Origin of the sequence: Burkholderia sp. BCC1999 (assembly GCF_905339975.1) — a bacterium.
Lineage (GTDB): Bacteria > Pseudomonadota > Gammaproteobacteria > Burkholderiales > Burkholderiaceae > Burkholderia.
On the sequence record NZ_CAJPHP010000036.1, the window covers coordinates 1 to 23,049 of the forward strand.

Sequence of the window (23,049 nt, forward strand, 5' to 3'; positions counted from 1 at the left end):
TTTTTTTTATCCGGCGGCCGGGCGAGTGCGCCAATCCGGATTCCCGCCATCCGCGGGCGTAGCGCCTACGATGTAAGACCGGCACCGGTGCCGGCACGACATCGAGGAGACAACGCCATGAGCCCGCGAATCCAGCGCATCACGCCGTTCCTGTGGTTCGACCGCGACGCCGAGGCGGCGGCCGGCTTCTACGTGTCGGTGTTCGACAACGCGCGCATCGTGCACGTCGCGCGCTACGGCAAGGCCGGCGCGCATGCGTCCGGCAGCGCGGAGGGCGCGGTGATGACCGTCGCGTTCGAGCTTGACGGGCAGGCGTTCGTCGCGCTGAACGGCGGCCCCGTGTTCCAGATCACGCCGGCCGTGTCGTTCGTCGTCAACTGCCGCGACCAGGACGAGATCGATCGTTACTGGGCGCGCCTGGGCGAAGGCGGCGACGAGCGCGCGCAGCAGTGCGGCTGGCTGCGCGACCGCTTCGGCGTGTCGTGGCAGGTCGTGCCGGTGCAACTGTCCGAACTGATGGCCGGCGATGCCGCGCGCGCCGAACGCGTAATGGCGCAGGTGATGACGATGAAGAAGCTCGATCTCGCCGTGCTGCAGCGGGCGGCGGCCGGTTAATCGAATGCCGCACATGCGCTGATTATCGATCGTGCCGGATTTCATTCGGTTGTAATCAGTTGCTGGATTATGGGGGCTGTCGTTTCTGTCAGGTCTTCAAGATTATTAAAATGACGCGACATGCCAATCCGTGGCGCCGCTTTATGCTGCTGCGGCCTTTTCCGCGCTGTATCGGCGTGCTGCTCAAGCGGGCTGGCGGGCTGGCGCACAAGCGAAAAGAATTGGAATCCGGCGAAATTCAAACATATAATGCCGGCGTTGTTTCCGGGGTGCCAATATAAAACAGGAGGGTAATAAGATGGGTTTTTCCGAAGCCGTTCGTACCGTACTCAATAAATACGCGACATTCGAAGGCCGTGCGCGTCGCGCCGAATACTGGTATTTCACGCTGGTGAGCGTCATTCTTTCGATCGTGGTCCAGATCATCGGCGCGGTCGGCCGCGAAGGGGGCCTGATCACACTGTTGCTGCTCGGCATCATCTGCCTGGTTTCGCTGGCGCTGATCATTCCGGGCATCGCGGTGAGCGTGCGTCGCCTGCACGATACCGGCCGCTCGGGCTGGTTCCTGCTGATCGCGCTGATTCCGATCGTCGGCGGCATCCTGCTGCTCGTGTGGATGTGCTCGCGCGGCACCGACGGCCCGAACCGCTTCGGCGCCGATCCGATCCCGGCGGTCTGACCGACGCCTGCCCCGGCGCGCGACGCCGTCGCGCCGGGGCCTGAATGCTCCGCCTTTCCCGCCCGTCGTTTCTCCGTTTCTCCGTTTCCCCGCTTCCCGCCGTCGGCATCCTGCCCGCGGCCGGCATCTCGCCAGCGCGCCGATCGGCACGTTTTCCGCCTTGCCGCGCCTCGCTGCGCCCCGCGCCAGCCGCGTTCGCGCCGGCTCGGCCGATTCCCCGAAATACCCCCCTTTCCCGGCTTTGCTCGACCGATCGGCGTTTGACGCCTGCATGAATAATCGGTGTCACTGGAAAGCGGCATTCCGCCGTACCCGACTGGAGGCCCCGTGGCAGACGAGAGCGATCTCGACAAGACCGAAGCCGCCACTCCCAGGCGCCGCGAGAAGGCGCGCGAGGAGGGGCAGGTCGCGCGTTCGCGCGAACTGGCTTCGTTCGCGCTGCTCGCGGCCGGGTTCTACGGCGCATGGCTGCTCGCGGGCCCGTCGGGCGCGCATCTGCAGACGATGCTGCGCGGGGCGTTCACGTTCGATCGCGCGACCGCATTCGACACGAACCGGATGCTGTCGGCGGCCGGCAGCGCGAGCCTCGAGGGCCTCACCGTGCTGCTGCCGCTCCTCGCGCTCACCGGCCTCGCCGCGCTGCTCGCGCCGATGGCGCTCGGCGGCTGGCTGATCTCGCAGAAGACGTTCGAGCTGAAGTTCGACCGCCTGAACCCGATCTCGGGCCTCGGCCGGATCTTCTCGATCCAGGGGCCGATCCAGCTCGGGATGTCGGTCGCGAAGACGATCGTCGTCGGCGGGATCGGCGGCGTCGCGATCTGGCGCAGCAAGGACGAACTCCTCGGCCTCGCGACGCAGCCGCTCGGCGTCGCCCTCCCCGACGCGCTGCATCTGGTCGCCGTGTGCTGCGGCACGACGGTCGCCGGGATGCTGGTGGTCGCCGCGCTCGATGTGCCTTACCAAATCTGGCAGTACAACAAGAAGTTGCGCATGACGAAGGAAGAAGTGAAGCGCGAGCATCGCGAGAACGAAGGCGATCCGCACGTGAAGGGGCGGATCCGCCAGCAGCAGCGCGCGATCGCGCGCCGCCGGATGATGGCGGCCGTGCCGAAGGCCGACGTGGTCGTCACGAACCCGACGCACTTCGCCGTCGCGCTGCAGTACACGGACGGCGAGATGCGCGCGCCGAAGGTCGTCGCGAAGGGCGTGAACCTCGTCGCCGCGCGCATCCGCGAACTCGCGGCCGAACACAACGTGCCGCTGCTCGAAGCGCCGCCGCTCGCGCGTGCGCTGTATCACAACGTCGAACTCGAGCGCGAGATTCCCGGCTCGCTGTACTCGGCCGTCGCCGAAGTGCTCGCGTGGGTCTACCAGCTCAAGCGCTTCCGTTCGGAAGGCGGCGCGTTCCCGGCAGTGCCGGTCGATCTCGACGTGCCGGTCGAACTCGACAAGGGCGCGTCGGTGCCCGCCGACGACGAACGCGAAGAAGCCGAAGACACACTGGGCAAGCAAGGAGCCTCCGCATGAGCACCCCGACCGGCCTGCTCGGGAAGCGCCCGAACCCGTTCGCGGGCACCAACCTGCGCGCGCTCGCGGGCCCGATCCTCATCTGCATGATCCTGGGGATGATGATCCTGCCGCTGCCGCCGCTGCTGCTGGATCTGCTGTTCACGTTCAACATCGCGCTGTCGGTGATGGTGCTGCTCGTCAGCATGTACACGATGAAGCCGCTCGACTTCGCGGCGTTCCCGAGCGTGCTGCTGTTCTCGACGCTCTTGCGCCTGTCGCTGAACGTCGCGTCGACGCGCGTCGTGCTGCTCGAAGGCCACACCGGGCCGGACGCGGCCGGCCAGGTGATCGAGGCATTCGGCCACTTCCTCGTCGGCGGCAACTTCGCGGTTGGCATCGTCGTGTTCGTGATCCTGATGATCATCAACTTCATGGTGATCACGAAGGGCGCGGGGCGGATCGCCGAAGTGTCCGCGCGCTTCACGCTCGATGCGATGCCCGGCAAGCAGATGGCGATCGACGCCGACCTGAACGCGGGCCTCATCAACGAGGATCAGGCCCGCAAGCGCCGCCTGGCCGTGTCGCAGGAAGCCGAGTTCTACGGGTCGATGGACGGCGCGTCGAAATTCGTGCGCGGCGACGCGATCGCCGGCCTGATCATCATGGCGATCAACGTGATCGGCGGGCTGATCGTCGGGATGGTCCAGCACGACATGTCGTTCGCCGCGGCCGGCACGAACTACACGCTGCTGACGATCGGCGACGGCCTCGTCGCGCAGATCCCGTCGCTCGTGATCTCGACCGCGGCCGGCGTGATCGTGTCGCGCGTCGCGACCGACGAGGACATCGGCACGCAGATCACCGGCCAGCTGTTCACGAACCCGCGCGTGCTGACGATCACCGGCGTGATCATCGTGATCATGGGGCTGATCCCCGGCATGCCGCACTTCGCGTTCCTCGGGCTCGGCGGCGGCGCGATCTGGCTGGCCCGCACGCAGACCAAGCGCGCGGCGGCTCGCAAGGCAGCCGGCGACGTGTCCGACATCGCGCCGCCCGCGGTCCTGCCGACCGACAGCCACGAGGCGACCTGGGACGACGTGCAGCTGATCGACCCGCTCGGCCTCGAAGTCGGCTACCGGCTGATTCCGCTCGTCGACAAGGGCAGCGACGGCGAACTGCTCAAGCGCATCAAGAGCATCCGCAAGAAATTCGCGCAGGAAATCGGCTTCCTGCCGCCGGTGATCCATATCCGCGACAACCTCGAACTGCGGCCGAACGCGTACCGGATCGCGCTGAAGGGCGTCGAGATCGGCGTCGGCGAAGTGTTCCCGGGCCAGTGGCTCGCGATCAACCCGGGTCAGGTGACGGCCGCGCTGCCGGGGGCAGTCACGCAGGATCCCGCGTTCGGCCTGCCGGCCGTGTGGATCGACGTCGCGCTGCGCGAGCAGGCGCAGGTGTACGGCTACACGGTGGTCGACGCGAGCACGGTCGTCGCGACGCACCTGAACCATCTCGTCGTCCAGCACGCGGCCGAACTGCTCGGCCGCCAGGAAGTGCAGGCGCTCATCGAGCGCACCGGCAAGGACGCGCCGTCGCTCGTCGAGGACCTCGTGCCGAAGACGATCTCGCTGACGACGCTGCAGAAAGTGCTGCAGAACCTGCTCGAGGAAGGCGTGCCGATCCGCGACATGCGCACGATCCTCGAAGCCGTGTCCGAACACGCGGGCCGTGGCGACGCGTACGAGATCACCGCCGCGGTGCGGCTTTCGCTCGGCCGCGCGATCACGCAGCAGTGGTATCCGGGCGCCGGCGAAATGCAGGTGATGGGCCTCGACGCGAATCTCGAGCGCGTGCTGTCGCAGGCGCTCGCCACCGGCGCGAACCCGGGCCTCGAGCCCGGCCTCGCGCACAACCTTCTGACCGGCACGCAGCAAGCGATGCTGCGTCAACAGAATCTCGGGCTGCCGCCCGTGCTGCTCGTGCAGCACGCGCTGCGCGCGATGCTCGCGCGTTTCCTGCGCCGCAGCCTGCCGCAATTGAAAGTGCTGTCGTATGCCGAAGTGCCGGACACACGCACGATCAAAGTCGTTAACGTCATCGGGGGTTCCGCTTGAACATTCGCAAATTCACCGGCGCAACGAGCCGCGACGCACTTCGTCTCGTGCGCGAGGCGCTCGGCGCCGACGCGGTCGTGCTGTCGAACCGCACGCTCGATGACGGCAGCGTCGAAATCGTTGCACTCGCCGATTCGGACCTGGCCGCGGTGACGCCGCCGGCCGCCCGCCCGCGCCTCGCCACGCCGCGCCTGCCGGAATCCGTGCCGGCCGCCGCGATGTCCGGCATCGTGTCGCGCCCCGGCGCCGCGCCGGCTCGCCCGGCCGTCAATCCTTACGCTGCCGGCGAAGGCGGGCTGCCGGACGTATTCTCGTCCGTGTTCGGCGCGAGCGCCGATGCGGACGAGGCGAGCGCGCATGCGTCGGCGATCGACGCGGACACGCTGGCCGGCACACCGGCGGTTGCGGCCTCGCCGGCGAGCGCCGCATCCGCCGCCGATACGCCGGCCGCCGGTGCATCCGAACCCGCACCGTGGCTGGTCGAGCACGCGAAGCGCCTGACGCAGCAGCGCGACGCGCTGATCGCACGCGCGCAGTCGCCGGCCGCGCCGCCCGCGAGCGCGAGCGCGCCGCAGGCCGCCGCGCGCGCGACGCCGCCCGACTGGGCGCGCGACATCGTGCGCGACGCCGAGCGCCGGATGCCGGCCGCCGCCACCCGCGCGCCCGACACGAGCGCCGCGCACGCGGCGAAGACGGCCGAGCGCACGCGCCTGCCCGCCGACGCGGCCGCCGCGGTGGCCGATGCGGTGAAGTCGCGCATCGAGCGGATCGTCAACGACACGGTGATGCAGGAACTCGGCGAACTGCGCGGCATGCTGGAAGAGCAGTTCGACAGCCTGAAGTGGCACGACCGCCAGCGTCGCAGCGCCGTGCACGGCGCGCTGACGAAGCACCTGTTCGCGGCCGGTTTCTCCGCGCAGCTCGTACGGATGCTGGTCGACAACCTGCCGTCCGGCGACGGCGCGCAGACCTTCGAACAGGCTGCCGAATGGGCGCAGTCGGTGCTCGCGTCGAACCTGCCGGTGCTCGACAGCGAGGATGCGCTGATGGAGCGCGGCGGCGTGTTCGCGCTGATGGGGCCGACGGGCGTCGGCAAGACGACCACCACCGCGAAGCTGGCCGCGCGCTGCGTGATGCGCTTCGGCGCGAGCAAGGTCGCGCTGCTGACCACCGACAGCTACCGGATCGGCGGCCACGAGCAGCTGCGCATCTTCGGCAAGATCCTCGGCGTGCCGGTGCACGCGGTGAAGGATGCGGGCGATCTCGCGCTCGCACTGTCCGAGCTGCGCAACAAGCACATCGTGCTGATCGACACGATCGGCATGAGCCAGCGCGACCGCGCGGTGTCCGACCAGATCGCGATGCTGCATGGCGCGAACGCGCCGGTGCAGCGCCTGCTGCTGCTCAACGCGACGAGCCACGGCGACACGCTCAACGAAGTCGTGCAGGCGTACCGCAGCGCGGGCGAACATCCGCAGGCGGCATCCCCAGACCTGGCCGGCTGCATCCTCACGAAGCTCGACGAAGCGACCCACCTCGGCGGCGTGCTCGACACGGTGATCCGCTACAAGCTGCCGGTCCACTACGTGTCGACCGGCCAGAAGGTGCCGGAGAACCTGTACGTCGCCTCGACCAAATTCCTGCTGAAGAGCGCGTTCTGCGTGCCGCGCGACGGTTCCCCCTTCGTGCCGCAAGACGAGGACATGCCGACGCTGCTTTCCGCACTGACCGCACGTTCCACTGCCGAGCTGCACGAGGTGCGATTTGGATAAACGGATCATCGACCAGGCCGAAGGGCTGCGGCGCCTGCTGGCCGGGCGCGCGTCGCGCATCGTCGCGGTGACGGGCGGGCCGACGGGTGTCGGCTGCACGTCCACCATCGTGAACCTGGCTACGGCGCTCGCGTCGCTCGGCAAGGACGTGCTCGTCGTCGACGAACGCGCCGACGTGCATTCGGCCAGCGCGACCCTGGCGGGCGCATGGCTGCGCGACGGCGAACGCACGCGGGTGGCCGCCGGCTTCGGCCTGTGCGCGGCGGCGCGGCTCGCGCGCGCCGGCTACAGCGACGCGCAACTGAGCGATTTCATCGACGGGCCGGCCGACATCGTGCTGGTCGACACGCAACTCGGCGCCGACGGTTCGTTCTCGGCGCTCGCACGCGAAGCGCACGACGTGCTGGTCGTCACGCGCGTTGCCGCGCAGGCGATCACCGAGGCGTACGCGTGCATGAAGCGGCTGCATTTCGCGCACGCGTTCGCGCAGTTCCGCGTGCTGACCAATCACGTCGGCAGCCACGCGGACGCGAAGACGGCCTTCGACAACCTCGCGGGCGTCGCGAGCCGCTACCTGACCGTGTCGATCGCCGACGCGGGCTGCGTGAGCGCCGATCCGCTCGTCGAGCATGCACGCGAACTGATGCATGCGGTGGTCGACGCGTTCCCGTCGTCGGCGGCCGCGCGCGATTACCGGCAGATTGCCGCCGACCTGCTGTACTGGCCGATGCGCCCGCGTTCGGGCGCGGGGCGCGCGGTCCACGCGGGCGGCAAGCCGTCGTATGAGGCGGGCGCGGCACACGCCGCGTGAGCGCCACCGGAAGGAGAGAGCCATGATGTACAACGCTCAAGGAAAGATGTCCCAGGCCGACGTGCTCGCGCAATATGCGCCGCTCGTGCGCCGCCTCGGGCTGCAGCTCGTCGCGAAGATGCCGGCGAGCGTCGACCTCGACGACCTGATCCAGGCCGGCATGATCGGCCTGATGGACGCGGCCGGCCGCTACAAGGAAGACCAGGGCGCGCAGTTCGAGACCTACGCGACGCAGCGCATCCGCGGCGCGATGCTCGACGAGCTGCGCAGCAACGACTGGCTGCCGCGCAGCCTGCGCAAGACGTCGCGCGAGGTCGAGCACGCGGTGCACCAGGTCGAACAGCATCTCGGCCGCTCGGCGAGCGAGACCGAGATCGCGGAGCACCTGAAGATGCCGCTCGACGAATACCAGGGGATGCTGCAGGACCTGCACGGCAGCCAGCTCATCTACTACGAGGATTTCGACCGCGCGGCCGACGACGAGCCGTTTCTCGACCGCTATCGCGTCGATCACGCCGATCCGCTGTCGTCGCTGCTCGACGAGCATCTGCGCGAGGCGCTCGTCGAGGCGATCGAGCGGCTGCCGGAGCGGGAGAAGCTGCTGATGTCGCTGTACTACGAACGGGGTCTGAATCTGCGCGAGATCGGCGCGGTGCTCGAGGTGAGCGAGTCGCGCGTGTGCCAGCTGCACAGCCAGGCCGTCGCGCGCCTGCGCGCGCGGCTGCGCGAGCAGGCCTGGGTCGGCGCGGAGTCCTGACCCTTTCAGGGCGGCCCTGCGCGCCGACGCCGCGCGCTGGTGCCGTGCTCGCGCATTTCGCGCGCCGATTTGCTACAATCCCCTCCGTTTTCCGAGGAGCGTTGCGACGGACCCTCTGCGTCCGCCAGGCTCGGAAGGCTTCACCAAGCAGCCGTGCGGCGCGCGTTCAGCGTGTTGTCGCGCCGGCCCCGCTTCCTGAACGGCGCTCACGTCACCAATCTAGAAACTTTTTAGAAAGGAGGGCGTGATGAACGCCATTATCGATTCCAAGGCTTCCCACGATTACGTCGTCGCCGACATGGCGCTGGCCGGCTGGGGCCGCAAGGAACTCAACATCGCCGAGACCGAAATGCCGGGCCTCGTGCAGATCCGTGACGAATACAAGGCGCAGCAGCCGCTGAAGGGCGCGCGCATCGCCGGTTCGCTGCACATGACGATCCAGACGGGCGTGCTGATCGAGACGCTGAAGGCGCTCGGCGCGGACGTCCGCTGGGCCTCGTGCAACATCTTCTCGACGCAGGATCACGCCGCGGCCGCGATCGTCGAAGCCGGCACGCCGGTGTTCGCGTTCAAGGGCGAGTCGCTCGACGAATACTGGGAGTTCTCGCACCGCATCTTCGAATGGCCGAACGGCGAATTCGCGAACATGATCCTGGACGACGGCGGCGACGCAACGCTGCTGCTGATCCTCGGCTCGAAGGCCGAGAAGGACCGTTCGGTGATCGCGAAGCCGACCAACGAGGAAGAAGTCGCGCTGTACAAGTCGATCGCGAAGCACCTCGACGCGGACCCGACCTGGTACTCGACGCGCCTCGCGCACATCAAGGGCGTGACCGAAGAAACCACGACCGGCGTGCACCGCCTGTACCAGATGGAAAAGGACGGCCGCCTGCCGTTCCCGGCGTTCAACGTGAACGATTCGGTCACGAAGTCGAAGTTCGACAACCTGTACGGCTGCCGTGAATCGCTGGTCGACGGCATCAAGCGCGCGACCGACGTGATGATCGCGGGCAAGGTCGCGGTCGTTGCCGGCTACGGCGACGTGGGCAAGGGCTGCGCGCAGTCGCTGCGCGGCCTCGGCGCGACCGTGTGGGTCACCGAAATCGATCCGATCTGCGCGCTGCAGGCGGCGATGGAAGGCTACCGCGTCGTGACGATGGAATACGCGGCCGACAAGGCCGACATCTTCGTGACGGCAACCGGCAACTTCCACGTGATCGGCCATGACCACATGAAGGCGATGCGCCACAACGCGATCGTCTGCAACATCGGTCACTTCGACTCGGAAATCGACGTTGCGTCGACGCGCCAGTACCAGTGGGAAAACATCAAGCCGCAGGTCGACCACATCATCTTCCCGGACGGCAAGCGCGTGATCCTGCTGGCGGAAGGCCGTCTCGTGAACCTCGGCTGCGCGACCGGCCACCCGTCGTTCGTGATGTCGAACTCGTTCGCGAACCAGACGCTCGCGCAGATCGAGCTGTTCGTGCGCGGCAACGAGTACGAGAACAAGGTGTACGTGCTGCCGAAGCATCTCGATGAAAAGGTCGCACGCCTGCACCTCGCGCGCATCGGCGCGAACCTGTCCGTGCTGTCGGACGAGCAGGCTTCGTACATCGGCGTGCAGAAGGACGGCCCGTTCAAGCCGAACCACTACCGCTACTGATGCGTCGCGGCCGCCGCCGCGCCGTGCGCGCCCCGCTGCGGGGCGCACGGGGCGGCGGTGGTCGCTGATCGTACAGATCGACAACCGAACCGGAGCACTCCATGAGCGTCATCCTCACCTGGGTCATCAACGCGCTTGCGCTGCTGATCATCACGTATCTCGTGCCGTCGATCCACATCAAGAGCTTCGGCACGGCGCTGATCATCGCGGTCGTGCTGGGCCTGATCAACACGGTGATCCGTCCGGTGCTGATCCTGCTGACGTTGCCCGTGACGATCGTCACGCTCGGGGTGTTCATCCTCGTCGTGAACGCGCTGTGCTTCTGGTTCGCGTCGTCGCTGCTGAAGGGCTTCGAGGTGTCGGGATTCTGGTCCGCGTTCTTCGGTTCGATCCTGTACAGCATCGTGTCGTGGCTGCTGTCCGCCCTGATCTTCGGCCAGCGCGACATCGGCTGAGGGCTGGCGGGCGCAGGCCCAACCCCATCGAATCATGAAACCGATCGAACTTTCGTTTGAATTCTTCCCGCCCAAGACGGCGGACGGCGTCGAAAAGCTGCGCGCGACGCGTGCGCAGCTGCTGCCGCTGAAGCCGAAATTCGTCTCCGTGACGTTCGGCGCCGGCGGCTCGACGCAGCAGGGCACGCTCGATACCGTGCTCGACATGCAGAAGGACGGCCTCGAGGCCGCGCCGCACCTGTCGTGCATCGGCTCGTCGCGCGACAGCCTGCGGGCGATCCTCGACCAGTACCGCTCGCACGGCATCCGGCACATCGTCGCGCTGCGCGGCGACCTGCCGTCGGGGATGGGCGAGGTCGGCGAGCTGCGCTATGCGTCCGAGCTCGTCAGCTTCATCCGCGCCGAGCATGGCGACTGGTTCCACATCGAAGTCGCCGGCTATCCGGAGTACCACCCGCAATCGCGCTCGCCGAAGGCTGATCTCGAGAATTTCGCGCGCAAGGTGAAAGCCGGCGCGAATTCCGCGATCACGCAGTACTTCTTCAACGCCGACGCGTATTTCCGCTTCGTCGACGATGCGCGCAAGCTGGGCGTGGACGTGCCGATCGTGCCGGGCATCATGCCGATCACGAACTTCTCGCAGCTGATGCGCTTCTCCGAGATGTGCGGCGCGGAAGTGCCGCGCTGGGTCGCGCGCCGGCTCGAAAGCTTCGGCGACGATCGCGAGTCGATCCGCGCGTTCGGCGCGGACGTCGTCACGGGCCTGTGCCAGCGCCTGATCGATGCGGGCGTGCCGGGGCTGCATTTCTATACGCTGAACGCAGCGACCGCCACGCGGACGATCTGCGAACGGCTCGCCGTGTAGGCGCGGTCACGCGGTTGCAGGCGCAAAAGCCCCGCCGGGTTCGCCGGCGGGGCTTTTTTTCGATCGTGACGAAGGGCGAAAGCGCCTGCGCGCGTCAGCGCTGCGCCTGCATCAGCGGCGGGCGGCGGTCGAACCACGGCCGCGCCTGTTCGAGCTGCCGTGCCAGCTTGAGCAGCAGCGCTTCGTCGGCGTGGCGCGCGGCGAACTGCACGCCGATCGGCAACCCGCGCGCATTCCAGTACAGCGGCACCGACATCGCCGGCTGGCCGGTCAGGTTGAACAGCTCGGTGCAGCCGGCCCACGCGAAAGCCTTCTCCGACGATTTCGCGAGCATTTCCTTCAGCAGCGGCTTCACCGGCAGCGCGGCAACCAGCTTCATCTGTGCGGATTCGAACGGCGTCGGCTGCAGCTCGCCGATCTTCACCGGCGGCGCCGCGAGCGACGCGCACAGGATCGCGTCGTAGCGCGACACGAGGCCGGAAACCTGCACGGTCAGCTGACGTTGCCATTCGAGCACGTCCGGCAGGCGCGTGCGGGCGAGCCGCCGGCCGACCACGGCCATCGCCCATGTCGCTGCTTCGAATTCGCCGCGTCGCGGCGTGCGGCCGGTCAACTCGCGCGCGCCGAGCACCATCTCTTCGGCGATCGTCGCCCACAGCGTGAGGAAGGTTTCGGCCGCGCGCGCGTAGTCGACATGCAGCGTGGCGGGTTCGACGTGATGGCCGAGCGATTCGAGCAGCGCGGCCGCATCGTCGAGCGCGGCGCGCGTGTCGTCGGCGAGTGCCGGCGCGAGCATCGGATCGACGACGAGGCCGATCCGCAGCGGGCCGGGCGGCGTGTCGAGCTCGCCGAGGAACGTGCCGGGCGCGCCGGGCGGCAGCGTCTGGCCGGTCGTCACGTCGAGCAGCAGCGCGCTGTCGCGCACGCTGCGCGATACCGCATGCTGGACCACCAGCTCGCCGTTCGACGGCAGGTCGACGAGCACCGGGTTGCGGCTCGGCTTCAGGCCGAACAGCCCGCAACACGATGCGGGGATACGGATCGAGCCGCCGCCGTCGGACGCATGCGCGAGCGGCACGATGCCGGCCGCGACGGCTGCCGCGGCGCCGCCGCTCGAGCCGCCGGGCGTGTGGTCGAGATTCCACGGGTTGCGGCACGCGCCGAACAGCTCGGGTTCGGTGTACGGCATCTGGCCGATTTCCGACGTGTTGGTCTTGCCGAACACGTTCAGGCCCGCCGCGCGGCTGCGCGCGATCACCGGCGAATCGTCGGCCGGCACGAAATACCGGTAGTGCCGGCTGCCCATCGACAGCGGCAGCCCGGCGACGGCCGCGCCGAGATCCTTGACGAGGTACGGCACGCCCGCGAACGGCGCATCGGCGCCCGGTTCGGGCGTGGCGGTCGCGCGCTGGCGCGCGGCTTCGTAATCCTGCAGCACGATCGCGTTGATCGCGCCGTTGACCGCTTCGGCCTGGCCGATCGCGGCGTCGAGCAGTTCTCGCGGGCTGGCCTTGCGGTCGCGCACGAGCGCCGCGAGGCCGATCGCGTCATGCGCGAGATAGTCCGAGTGCATCGCAGTCACCCCCGTTGTGGCTCGTGGCGATGATGGGAGCATAACGCGGGCCCGGTGCATCGGGCCCGCGGCCGAGCGGTTTTACAGGTGCTCGGCGAGGAACGTCAGCGTGCGGCCATGCGCGAGCGCCGATGCGCGCTGGTTGTACGACGCGCGGTCCGTGCAGTTGAAGCCGTGCTCGGCACCCGGGTACACGTGGAAAGACGCGTGACCATGGCCGGCGAACGCGGCCTTCACTTCGTCGACGGCCGTCAGCGGGATGCCGTGGTCGTTTTCCGCGTAGTGGAACAGGATCGGCTGCGTGACCTTGCCGGCGAGGTCGAGTGCATTCTGGATGCCACCGCCGTAATAGGACACCGCCGCATCGAGCTTGCCGGTCGCGGCGGAGCGGTACGCGAGCTGGCCGCCGAAGCAGTAGCCGATCGCGGCGACCTTGCCGGCCACTTCGGGGCGTGCGCGCAACGCATCGGCTGCCGCGCCGATGTCGGCAACCGCGAGACCCACGTCGGTCTTCTTCATCAGCTCGATGCCCTTGTCGCGATCCGCGCCTTCGTAAGTCAGCTCGACGCGCGGCTGCGTGCGCCAGAACACGTCCGGCGCGAGCGCGACGAAGCCGTCGGATGCGTACTGGTCGGCGACCGCGCGGATATGCGAGTTCACGCCGAAGATCTCCTGGATGATGATGACGGCAGGGCCCTTGCCGCGCTTGGGCAGCGCGAGATAGCCACCGAAGCTGTCGTTACCGGTCGGGATGTCGATCCATTGGGCAGTCACGTTCTGAACTCCTGGCGAACGGGATGCGCGGTGCGCACCCCGGGGTGAAAGAGGGCGGCCTAGTGTGCCATCAATCGTCGGGTGATGCAGGGCGCGCGCCTGCTTCTCGCGCAGCGATCGTTTCGATCTCGATTATTCATTTTTCGGCGCTGCGCCGCTTCGATAGAGTCGATGTGTCGGCCTTTACAAAGCGCTTTCGCGCATCGTCATCGAAGGATTCGCCATGTCTGCCCGTCTGTTTTCCACCCCCTTTTCCGAACGCTTCGGCCTGCGCCTGCCGCTCGTGCAGGCGCCGATGGTCGGCGCGACCACGACCGCGATGGTCGCCGCCGCATCGAACGCCGGCGCGCTCGGCAGCCTCGGCGCCGCCGCGTTCGCGCCCGAGCGCCTCGCCACCGAAGTCGACGCCATTCGCGCGGCCACCGATCGCCCGTTCGCGATCAACCTGTTCGTGCTGCCGGATGCCACGCCCGATGTGGCGACCGTCGCGCGGGCGCTGGCCGCGATCGACCCGCTGAACGCGGCGCTCGGCTTGCCGCCGGGTACCGCGCCGGCCCGCTATGCGCCCGACTTCCGCGCGCAGCTCGATGCGCTCGTGGCGCTGCGCGTGCCGGTCGCGAGCTTCACGTTCGGCGTGCTCGACGCGGCCGACGTCGCGCGCCTGAAGGCGGCCGGCACCTATGTGATCGGTACCGCGACGCACGTGGCCGAAGGGCTCGCGTGGCAAGCGGCCGGTGCCGACGCGCTGTCCGCGCAGGGCGCCGAGGCGGGCGGCCATCGCGGCACGTTCATCGGTTCCGCCGACGATGCCCTGATCGGTACGCTCGCGCTCGTGCCGCAGCTCGTCGACGCGACCGGCCTGCCCGTGCTCGCCGCGGGCGGCATCATGGACGGCCGCGGGATCGCGGCCGCGCTCGCGCTCGGCGCGCAGGGCGCCCAGCTCGGCACCGCGTTCCTCACCTGTATGGAAAGCGCGATCGCGGCGGACTGGAAGGCACGCCTGCTCGCGAGCACCGATACGTCGACGCAGGTCACGCGGGCGATCACCGGCCGCCATGCGCGCGGATTGCGCAACACGCTGATGGCGCGGCTCGGTGAACATGTGGCCGACGTCGCGCCGTACCCGGTGCAGAACGCACTGACGCAGCCGCTGCGCCAGGCCGCCGCGCGCGCGAACGACGGCGACTACCTGTCGTTGTGGGCCGGGCAGGGTGCGCCGCTTGCGCGGCGGCGCGGCGACGCGCTGACGACGTCGCAGCTCGTCGCTGCGCTCGATGCCGAATGGCGTGCATCGGCCGCCTGAATCGTTCATATCGGACGACGAAACGCGCGTGTTGTCACGCGCGTTTCATTCAATGATCCCGGGCACAAAATACCGAATCGAAATGACCCGGGAATCCTTTGAAACGACCTTTCATCGGGTTGCCATGAATTAGCGGAAACCCTTATCCGGCGGGGCTCGCGGCGATATTCGAGTAGTCATTCCAGAGTGTGCATATCAGTAGTGTTACCACTACCCCAAAAAAGTCCCACAAATTAATTTGATCACCTACACTTGCGCGCAAGTACGGACGGGTGGCTGCTAAAAGCGGCTGTTTTCACGTGCTTGAGGCCAAGTGCATGAACGATGCAACCGGCGAATCGTCCAGTGATTGCAAACACAGGGATGGCAGCGGGGCACCGGGCGATGGCGTTTTATTGGGACCGAAACTGGAGACTTACATGAATATCAAGATGCAAAAGCTGTTGCCGATCACCGCCGCGGCGATGCTGTGCGTTGCAGCTGCAAGCAACGCGGCCGCCGATCAAGTCGTCAAGATCGGCCACGTCGCGCCCTTGACGGGCGGTATTGCACACCTGGGCAAGGACAACGAAAACGGCGCACGTCTCGCAGTTGAAGAGATCAACGCGAAGGGTCTCACGGTCGGCGGCCAGAAAATCACGCTGCAACTCGACCCGCAGGATGACGCGGCCGACCCGCGGCAGGCCACGCAGGTTGCGCAGAAGCTCGTCGACGACAAGGTCGTCGCCGTGGTCGGCCACCTGAACTCGGGCACGTCGATCCCGGCCTCGAAGATCTACAGCGATGCGGGCATCGTGCAGATCTCGCCGTCGGCGACCAACCCGGCTTACACGCAGCAAGGCTTCAAGACCACGTACCGCGTGGTCGCGACCGATGCGCAACAGGGCCCGGCACTGGCGAACTACGCGCACTCGAAGGGTATCAAGAGCGTGGCGGTGGTCGACGATTCGACCGCCTACGGCCAGGGTCTCGCGAACGAGTTCGAGAAGAAGGCGAAGGCGCTCGGCCTGAAGGTGATGTCGCATGATGCGACGAACGACAAGGCCGTCGACTTCCGCGCGATTCTGACCAAGATCAAGGGCGAGAATCCGGACGCGATCATGTACGGCGGCATGGACGCCACCGGCGGCCCGTTCGCGAAACAGGCGAAGCAGCTCGGCCTGCGCGCGAAGATCCTCGCGGGCGACGGCGTGTGCACGGAAAAGCTGGCCGACCTGGCCGGCGACGCGACCGACAACGTGGTGTGCTCGGAAGCCGGTGCTTCGCTCGAGAAGATGTCGGGCGGCGCAGCGTTCAAGGCGAAGTACGAGAAGCGCTTCGGCCAGCCGATCCAGATCTACGCTCCGTTCACGTATGACGCCGTGTACATCATCGTCGATGCGATGAAGCGCGCGAACTCGACGGATCCGGCGAAGATTCTCGCCGCAATGCCGGCGACGAACTACTCGGGCGTGATCGGCACGACGACCTTCGACTCGAAGGGCGACCTGCAGCACGGCGTGATCTCGCTGTACAACTACAAGAGCGGCAAGAAGTCGCTGCTCGACGAAGTGAAGATGTAACGCGCCTGGCGGCCGACAGAAGGGGTGAAAGCGCGCATGCGGCAACGCATGCGCGCTTTCTTTTTGGCCGCTCGGGCCGATGAGCGCCGCGCCGTCAGATTTTCAGGTGGGCGAGCACCTTCGGCGCGATGATCGCGACGAGCGCCGCACACAGCGCGACGACCGACAGGCCGATCGTCAGGTTTGCGGCCTGCGCGACCGCACCGATCACGACCGGACCGAACAGCAGTCCGAAATACGCGAGCCCCGCCACGTGCGCGAGCCCTTCGGCCGCATGGATGCCCTTGACGCGCGCGGCGGCGGCGAACAGCACGGGCATCATGTTCGCGAGGCCGAGGCCCATCAACGTGAAGCCGGTCAGCACCGCGACGGGATTCGGCAGTAGCAGCGCGCCGATCATCCCCGCGCATGCGAGCGACGCGCTCGCGAATACGAGCTGCGGCGCGCCGAAGCGCGCCCGCACGGCGTCGCCCGCGAAGCGCGCGATGGCCATCCCGCCGGAGAACGCCGCATAGGCGGCGCTCGCGAGTGCGGGGCTCGCCGCGACGACGTCGCGCATGTAGACCGTCGCCCAGTCGTACATCGCGCCTTCGGCGATCAGTGCGATCAGCGCGATGCCGCCGAGCATCCACAACGCGGGCGAGCGCCAGCGGTTGCCGCCGCCGTGTGCGTGTTCGTGGTGCGGCACATGCGGCAGCACGGCCGGGCTGGCGGCCACGAGTACCGCGGCGCTCACGGCTGCCGCGAGTGCGAGATGCACGGCCGGCGCCATGCCGGCCGACAGCAGCGCGCCGCCGGCGGCCGCGCCCGACATCCCGCCGATGCTGAACATCCCGTGCAGCGACGACATGATCGGCTTGCCGAGCGCGATCTCGACCGCGCTGGCCTCGGCGTTCATCGCGACGTCGAGCGTCGCCATCGAGAAGCCGAACAGCGCGAGCACCGCGAGCAGCATCCAGTAGTCGGGCACGACGAGGATCAGCGCCGCGCACGCGGACATCACGAGCCCGCCCGTGACACATGCGGTGCGCGAGCCGACGCGGGTGATCCAGCGCGCGATGGTCAGCATCGCGGCGATCGAGCCGCCGGCGACCGCGAACAGCGCGATCGACAGCAGGCCGGGGCTCAGCGCGAACTTGTCGCGCACGGTCGGCACGTGCACACCCCATGACGCGTACATCATGCCGGCAACGAAGAACAGCGCCATGGACGCCGTGCGCGCGCGCTGGCGGGCCGGCAGCGGCAGCACGCGATGCGCATCGGGCGGCGCGGCGAACGGGGACGACGATTCGGGAGAAGAGGATTCGGACACGGGAAGGCTCGTCAAGAAATGCACGGACGCACGCAGCGTCCGTCGGAATCGTCCGATTCTATCGAACCGCTTACGATCCTGCCGGGCGCTGTCCGTTCGACCGACGATCGGGGGCCGGACAGCATCGGCCGTTCGACCGATGCGCGGCGCGCCGCGTCGGCGGGTAACATCGAAGCGCATGCGGCATGAACGACGCGCCGCCCTTCGACCGCAGGAGTCCTCTTGAACATCGATCCCGCCCTCGCGCTGCATCTGCTGCACCGTTGCGCGCTCGGCACGCTCGCTACCCATACGCGCGAACCGCAGGGTTTCCCGTACCCGACGGTCGTCCCGTTTGCACCCGATGCAAGCCATCGTCCCGTGATTCTCGTCAGCGGCCTGGCCGAGCACACGCGCAATCTCGCCGCCGATCCGCGGGCGGGCTTCCTGGTTGTCGACGCGCCGGATGGCGACGTGCTGAACGCCGAACGCGCGACGCTGCTCGGCCGGTTCGTGCCGCTCGCCGCCGATCCGCATGTCGCCGCGCGCTACCTGCGCTACGAGCCGGACGCCGCGCGTTATCTCGCACTTGGCGATTTCACGTTCTGGGCGCTCGATATCGAGCGGCTGCGCTATATCGGCGGTTTCGGGCGGATGGGCTGGGTCGACGGCACGCATCTCGACGGACTGTCGCCGCTCGCGTTCGACGACGAGCAGGCGCTGTGGAACGCCTACGATACCGGCGAGGCACACCGCGACGGGCTCGACCTGCTCGGCGTCGATCGCCACGGCGCCGACTGGCGATACGACGGCCGTCGCGTGCGCACACCATTCGATATGCCGTCGGCCGATATTGGCGCGCTGCGCGACCGGCTGATTGCATGTGCTCGGGATGTGACGTGACGTCGCGGGTCAGTCATTTGTGCGTTTGGCAAACCGCGTCATGTGGTTTTAGCAAAGCTGTCGTCCGATGAGAGCTTCGATTTTCCCGAATACAGGGTAATTGCGTATGTTGATAGCCCTAATAGGCAATCACTAATGTCCTAATCTCTGTACAGGGACGTAAAAATTTGAGAAAAGGCCGCGGCAGGTCAAAATGACATGCGCGAATTACAATTGGTCTCGGGATTTTCGTGAATCTCGCTTCTATCAAATCTTTTTTGTGCTAATCTCTGCCTTCGAAAATCCGAGGCACATATATTTCATGAATGGTGAGCTGGCTGCAGACCGGCGCCATTGGTCAGATAGAAAGGGAAACTATGTCTTCTTACAAGGACCTGCTGGCCCAGCGGGAAAAGCTGGAGAAGCAAATCGAAGAAGCGAAGTCGCGTGAATACGCTGAAGTGCTGAATGACGTGAAGCAGAAAATTGCCGACTACGGCTTTTCGCTCGCTGAACTCGGTCTCAGCCGCGCGAAGGCAGGCAAGGTTGGCCGTCCGCGCGCAGGCGTGGCCGCGAAGTACCGCGATCCGGAAACCGGCGCAACGTGGTCGGGCCGTGGCAAGCCGCCGCGCTGGATTGCCGGCAAGAACCGCGAGCAGTTTGCGATTTAAACGTTTGTTTAAGTCGTCTGTGCTTCAAAAGAGCCGCGTATCCGTTCAGGAGCGCGGCTTTTTTGTTTCTGGGCACCGCCGGTGCGCAAACATTGTCATGAAAATGTAATAATGCCGCGTGAATGAAAATGCGACACGTTCGCATAAGCGATTGATTTAAATAAGAAATTTGTGGGTATTGGGCGGGTTCGCGGGGTGCGTTTGATAGAATTGCCCATCGCAAACCGATATCCCATATTTCATGTCCACGTTTTCCGGCGACGCGCAGAGCGCAGATAAGCACGCGGTTGCGCGCAAGAGCACGCTCGTCAGTATTGTGCTGAATGTCGTGCTTGCGACATTTCAGATCGTCGTCGGTACGATTGCGCATTCGCAGGCATTGATTGCTGACGGTGTGCATTCGATATCCGATTTGATCTCGGATTTTGTCGTGCTGGTTGCGAATCGCCATAGCGGTGCATCGCCGGATGCCGACCACAATTACGGCCATAGCCGCTACGAAACGGTCGCGTCATTGTTTCTCGGCGCGATCCTGATTGCGGTCGGGATCGGCATGCTCTGGCGCGCCGGCGATCGCCTCGTTAATCTCGAAAACATTCCCGCTGTCCATTTCTCCGCGCTGATCGTCGCGCTGACGGTGCTCGTGTCGAAAGAGGCGCTGTTTCGCTACATGCTGCGCGAGGCGCGGCGCGTGCGTTCGGCGATGCTCGTCGCCAACGCGTGGCATGCGCGCTCGGATGCCGCGTCGTCGCTGGTCGTCGCGATCGGTATCGTCGGCAGCCTGGCCGGCGTGAAGCTGCTCGACCCGATCGCGGCCGCGATCGTCGGCTTCATGGTCGCGCGGATGGGCTGGACGTTCGGCTATGACGCGTTGCAGGACCTGTCCGACCGTGCGCTCGACACGGCCGACACGGCCGAGATCCGCGCGCTGCTCGCGGCGACGCCCGGTGTGCGCGACGTGCACGACCTGCGCACGCGCAAGATGGGCGACGCCGCGCTCGTCGACGCGCACATCCTCGTCGATCCGAAGATCTCCGTATCCGAAGGGCACTACATTGCCGAGACCGCGCGTGCGCGCGCGCTGTCCGATCCGCGCGTGCTCGATGCGTTGATCCACGTCGACCCGGAGAACGACGCCGCGCGCCGCCCGGCGCTCGCGCTGCCGCCGCGCGGCGAGATCGCGGCACGGCTCGAAGCCGCGCTCGCGCAGCGCGGGCTGCGTGCGACGGCGATCAACCTGCATTACCTGAGTACGGGGCTGGAGATCGACGTCACGCTCGCCAGCGATCCGCACGATACCGATGCGGCGCTGGCCGGCCGGATCGACGTCGGCGCGCTGGAGCGCGAGTTCGGCGCGCGCCGGATCGGCTTCACGCGCGCGATGCCTGCGCAACCGTGACCGACGGCAGGTCGCCTGGCCGCGAACGCCGCGCACCGGCCCGCGCGTTACAGCGGCAGTTGCGTGTCGAACTTGATTTCGCGCAGCACGACGCTCGTGCGCACCTGCGACACGGCCGGGATCTTGAAGATGCGTTCGTGCAGGAAGACGTCGTAGGCCTTGATGTCAGGCGCGACGATCTTGAGGATGTAGTCGGCTTCGCCGGTCGTGCTGTAGCACTCGGTGACTTCCGGGCAGGTCGCGATCTCGCGCTCGAACTGCTCGACGCCGCCTTCGTTGTGGCGCGTCAGGTGCACGTGCGCGAGCGCGCAGACGTGCAGGCCGAGCTTCTCGCGATCGAGCAGCGCCGTGTAGCGCTGGATCACGCCCGACTGTTCCATGTCCTTGATGCGACGCCAGCACGGCGTGCTCGACAGGCCGACCTGGTCGGAAATTTCCTGAACGGAACGGCGCGCGTCGAGCTGCAACAGGCGAAGGATTTTTTGCGAAAAGGAATCGAGCGTCACCTGCGCCTCCATGCGGCAGCAACAACATGCTGAATGTTAGAGGGCCGGGAAAGGAAAGGCAATCTGGCGTGGCGCTGGTGAGCGAGATTCGCTAATTTGCTCGCGGATCCGTGGGATTTTGCCCCGACTCCGTGTTTTCCGACCGACCGGTGTCCGCGACGGCGAGGTCCGCGAGCGCGGCCTGCTGCCGGCGCAGGTCGGCGAGCATGTTGCAGAACAGCGCGCCTTGCTCGATCGCGTCGTCGAGCGCGACGTGCGTATGCGGATGGTCGTCGAACCAGTGCTTCGGAAAGCGCGGCTTGATCGCCTTGCGGTACGGCAGGCCCGTGATCGCGAACGCGAGCGTCTTGATGTCGAGCGCGGACCACGAGAACGGGCAGCGGCCCGTGAAGCGCATCATGTACCAGAACATGAACGTGAAATCGAAGCCGGCCGGCATCGCGACGAACACGGGCTTGCCGGGCAGCGCCTCGACCCAGTCGACGTACGCGAGCAGCGCCGCCTCGGGCGCCTGCAGGTCGCGCCGGCACGCGGCCCACGCTTCGGGTTCGGTCTTCCACCACGCTTCCTGCACCGGGTGCGCCTGCGCGCCGGGCAGCGTCTCGAGGTTGGCCGAGAACGTCGCGATCAGCTGCTTGTCCTCGGTATAGGCGGCCGACGCGAAGCTCAGCATCGAGTGCGGGCCGGGAATCGGGCCGTCGGCCTCGACGTCGGTGCTGACGTAGATTTCCGGGATGGCGGTCTGGTTCATCCGAATACCTTGTCGGACACGAACGGGTTCGTGCGGCGCTCGTCGCCGAACGTCGACACCGGGCCGTGGCCCGGCACGAACGTCACGTCGTCGCCGAGCGGCCAGAGCTTCTCCTTGATCGAACGGACGAGATCCTCGTGATTGCCTCGCGGGAAATCGGTCCGGCCGATCGAGCCGGCGAACAGCACGTCGCCGACGATCGCGACGCGATGCGCGCGGCTGAAGAACACGACATGGCCGGGCGTGTGGCCCGGGCAGTGATAGACCTCGAGCGTTTCGTCGCCGAACTGCACGGTGTCGCCGTCGTTCAGCCAGTGGTCGGGCTCGAAGGCGTCGGCGGCCGGGAAGCCGAAGCGCTCGCTCTGCATCGGCAGCTTCTCGATCCAGAAGCGTTCTTCTTCCTGCGGCCCCTCGATCGGCACGCCGTAGTGCGTCGCGAGCGTCTTCGCGCCCGCGCAGTGATCGATGTGCCCGTGCGTGAGCAGCACCTTCTCGACCTGCACGTTCTGCCGCGCGACTTCCTGCTGGATCCGATCGAGATCGCCGCCCGGATCGACGACGGCGGCACGGCCCGTTTTCTCGCAGACGAGCAGCGAGCAGTTCTGCTGGAACGGCGTGACCGGAATGAGCGTGACTTTCATGGAGACACCGGCGGCTAAAAGGAGCGATTGTACCGGTCGCGCGCGCCGCCTGCCGTTCGCTCGACGCGTGCCGCGACGCGCGGATGAGGGCATTCCCGGAGCATGTCGATTGTTACAGCCATAGTGAGAATCAATGGTCCTCCGGGGGGGCTTTCCGGGTAGACGTTTTGGTTTATGTATAATGCGCCCCATTGAGCGTGAATTTCACGCCATTCGCTGGTGTTTCGGCCCCGTTAAAAAAGGGCGTCGGAAGCACCGTCAAGCATCAGCCGCCGGGGAGTCCGGCGGTGTATCCAGCACCGAGCATTCGGTGCTCACGTCTTGTCCGGCCGGGTGCTGCGCGCCCGCCTGCGGCCCTGCTGCCGCGCCGCCGGATGAGGCCTGTGCCGCCGTTCCTGTGCGTTGGTCGTATCGACGCGCGCGAACTTGAAGCCATGTTCGATGGCGGCATGT

22 protein-coding genes and 1 riboswitch are annotated in these 23,049 nt (G+C 67.0%); of the genes, 16 read left to right on the plus strand and 6 right to left on the minus strand.

What is annotated here, in order from left to right; translation table 11 throughout:
• Positions 1-117: 117 nt before the first annotated feature.
• The 11 genes from U5809_RS33050 (at position 118) to metF (ending at position 11,243) form a co-directional block, all read left to right on the plus strand.
• Entirely contained in the window at positions 118-615 is a 498-nt protein-coding gene (locus U5809_RS33050; RefSeq protein ID WP_176048931.1) for a VOC family protein, read from the plus strand.
• A 110-nt stretch (positions 616-725) separates the two neighbouring features.
• Complete coding sequence (locus tag U5809_RS33055) at positions 726-896, plus strand: hypothetical protein (RefSeq protein ID WP_322089640.1); 171 nt, start codon at positions 726-728, stop codon at positions 894-896.
• 17 nt (positions 897-913) lie between these two features.
• Positions 914-1,294, plus strand: a complete 381-nt coding sequence (locus U5809_RS33060) for a DUF805 domain-containing protein (protein ID WP_282506364.1) — start codon at positions 914-916, stop codon at positions 1,292-1,294.
• 327 nt (positions 1,295-1,621) lie between these two features.
• Entirely contained in the window at positions 1,622-2,821 is a 1,200-nt protein-coding gene (flhB, locus tag U5809_RS33065; RefSeq protein ID WP_322089641.1) for a flagellar biosynthesis protein FlhB, read from the plus strand.
• Positions 2,818-4,917 carry a flagellar biosynthesis protein FlhA gene (gene flhA / locus U5809_RS33070; RefSeq protein ID WP_322089642.1) on the plus strand — a complete coding sequence of 700 codons (2,100 nt, stop codon included), beginning with the start codon at positions 2,818-2,820 and terminating at the stop codon, positions 4,915-4,917. Before flhB ends, flhA begins: the two co-directional genes overlap by 4 nt.
• Positions 4,914-6,689 carry a flagellar biosynthesis protein FlhF gene (gene flhF, locus U5809_RS33075; protein ID WP_322089643.1) on the plus strand — a complete coding sequence of 592 codons (1,776 nt, stop codon included), beginning with the start codon at positions 4,914-4,916 and terminating at the stop codon, positions 6,687-6,689. The genes flhA and flhF overlap by 4 nt, the downstream gene beginning before the upstream one ends.
• Positions 6,682-7,500: a MinD/ParA family protein gene (locus tag U5809_RS33080; protein WP_282506368.1), complete on the plus strand. Its 819-nt coding sequence runs from the start codon at positions 6,682-6,684 to the stop codon at positions 7,498-7,500. The genes flhF and U5809_RS33080 overlap by 8 nt, the downstream gene beginning before the upstream one ends.
• A 22-nt stretch (positions 7,501-7,522) precedes the next feature.
• The gene (locus U5809_RS33085; RefSeq protein ID WP_176048920.1) at positions 7,523-8,257 is read left to right on the plus strand and encodes an RNA polymerase sigma factor FliA; all 735 of its coding nucleotides are present in this window, start codon (positions 7,523-7,525) and stop codon (positions 8,255-8,257) included.
• Positions 8,258-8,344: 87 nt separating this feature from the next.
• Positions 8,345-8,472, plus strand: a riboswitch (S-adenosyl-L-homocysteine riboswitch).
• Between the two features lie 32 nt (positions 8,473-8,504).
• Positions 8,505-9,923 (plus strand): adenosylhomocysteinase, encoded by a 1,419-nt coding sequence (gene ahcY, locus U5809_RS33090; protein WP_282506369.1) that lies wholly within the window; start codon positions 8,505-8,507, stop codon positions 9,921-9,923.
• A 101-nt stretch (positions 9,924-10,024) separates the two neighbouring features.
• Positions 10,025-10,378, plus strand: coding sequence for a phage holin family protein (locus tag U5809_RS33095; RefSeq protein ID WP_006477367.1), 354 nt, complete (start codon positions 10,025-10,027; stop codon positions 10,376-10,378).
• Positions 10,379-10,412: 34 nt separating this feature from the next.
• Positions 10,413-11,243 carry a methylenetetrahydrofolate reductase [NAD(P)H] gene (gene metF / locus U5809_RS33100; RefSeq protein ID WP_175904793.1) on the plus strand — a complete coding sequence of 277 codons (831 nt, stop codon included), beginning with the start codon at positions 10,413-10,415 and terminating at the stop codon, positions 11,241-11,243.
• Positions 11,244-11,337: 94 nt separating this feature from the next.
• Here the strand turns inward: metF and U5809_RS33105 are convergent, their stop codons facing one another.
• Positions 11,338-12,816, minus strand: coding sequence for an amidase (locus tag U5809_RS33105; RefSeq protein WP_322089671.1), 1,479 nt, complete (start codon positions 12,814-12,816; stop codon positions 11,338-11,340).
• 81 nt (positions 12,817-12,897) lie between these two features.
• Entirely contained in the window at positions 12,898-13,590 is a 693-nt protein-coding gene (locus U5809_RS33110; RefSeq protein WP_282506372.1) for a dienelactone hydrolase family protein, read from the minus strand.
• 223 nt (positions 13,591-13,813) lie between these two features.
• Between U5809_RS33110 and U5809_RS33115 the strand changes: the two genes are divergently transcribed.
• A complete protein-coding gene (locus U5809_RS33115; protein WP_322089644.1) occupies positions 13,814-14,893 on the plus strand; it encodes an NAD(P)H-dependent flavin oxidoreductase in 1,080 nt (359 codons plus the stop codon).
• 419 nt (positions 14,894-15,312) lie between these two features.
• Positions 15,313-16,455 (plus strand): branched-chain amino acid ABC transporter substrate-binding protein, encoded by a 1,143-nt coding sequence (locus tag U5809_RS33120; RefSeq protein ID WP_322089645.1) that lies wholly within the window; start codon positions 15,313-15,315, stop codon positions 16,453-16,455.
• 94 nt (positions 16,456-16,549) lie between these two features.
• On the opposite strand, the gene U5809_RS33125 is transcribed toward U5809_RS33120, so the two are convergent.
• Positions 16,550-17,767, minus strand: a complete 1,218-nt coding sequence (locus tag U5809_RS33125) for an MFS transporter (protein ID WP_176048912.1) — start codon at positions 17,765-17,767, stop codon at positions 16,550-16,552.
• Between the two features lie 222 nt (positions 17,768-17,989).
• On the opposite strand from U5809_RS33125, the gene U5809_RS33130 reads away from it, so the two are divergent.
• From U5809_RS33130 to U5809_RS33140, 3 genes are all read left to right on the plus strand, one after another.
• Positions 17,990-18,649, plus strand: coding sequence for a HugZ family protein (locus tag U5809_RS33130; RefSeq protein ID WP_322089646.1), 660 nt, complete (start codon positions 17,990-17,992; stop codon positions 18,647-18,649).
• Positions 18,650-19,005: 356 nt separating this feature from the next.
• On the plus strand, positions 19,006-19,299 hold the full coding sequence (locus U5809_RS33135) for an H-NS family nucleoid-associated regulatory protein (protein ID WP_006491875.1): 294 nt from the start codon (positions 19,006-19,008) through the stop codon (positions 19,297-19,299).
• A 241-nt stretch (positions 19,300-19,540) separates the two neighbouring features.
• Entirely contained in the window at positions 19,541-20,698 is a 1,158-nt protein-coding gene (locus U5809_RS33140; protein ID WP_322089647.1) for a cation diffusion facilitator family transporter, read from the plus strand.
• A 47-nt stretch (positions 20,699-20,745) separates the two neighbouring features.
• Here U5809_RS33140 and U5809_RS33145 read toward each other — a convergent pair whose 3' ends face one another.
• From U5809_RS33145 to U5809_RS33155, 3 genes are all read right to left on the minus strand, one after another.
• Entirely contained in the window at positions 20,746-21,216 is a 471-nt protein-coding gene (locus U5809_RS33145) for an Lrp/AsnC family transcriptional regulator (RefSeq protein ID WP_006477376.1), read from the minus strand.
• A gap of 79 nt (positions 21,217-21,295) precedes the next feature.
• Positions 21,296-21,955: an exonuclease gene (locus U5809_RS33150; protein ID WP_322089648.1), complete on the minus strand. Its 660-nt coding sequence runs from the start codon at positions 21,953-21,955 to the stop codon at positions 21,296-21,298.
• A complete protein-coding gene (locus U5809_RS33155; protein WP_176048906.1) occupies positions 21,952-22,596 on the minus strand; it encodes an MBL fold metallo-hydrolase in 645 nt (214 codons plus the stop codon). The genes U5809_RS33150 and U5809_RS33155 overlap by 4 nt, the downstream gene beginning before the upstream one ends.
• Positions 22,597-23,049 lie beyond the last annotated feature (453 nt).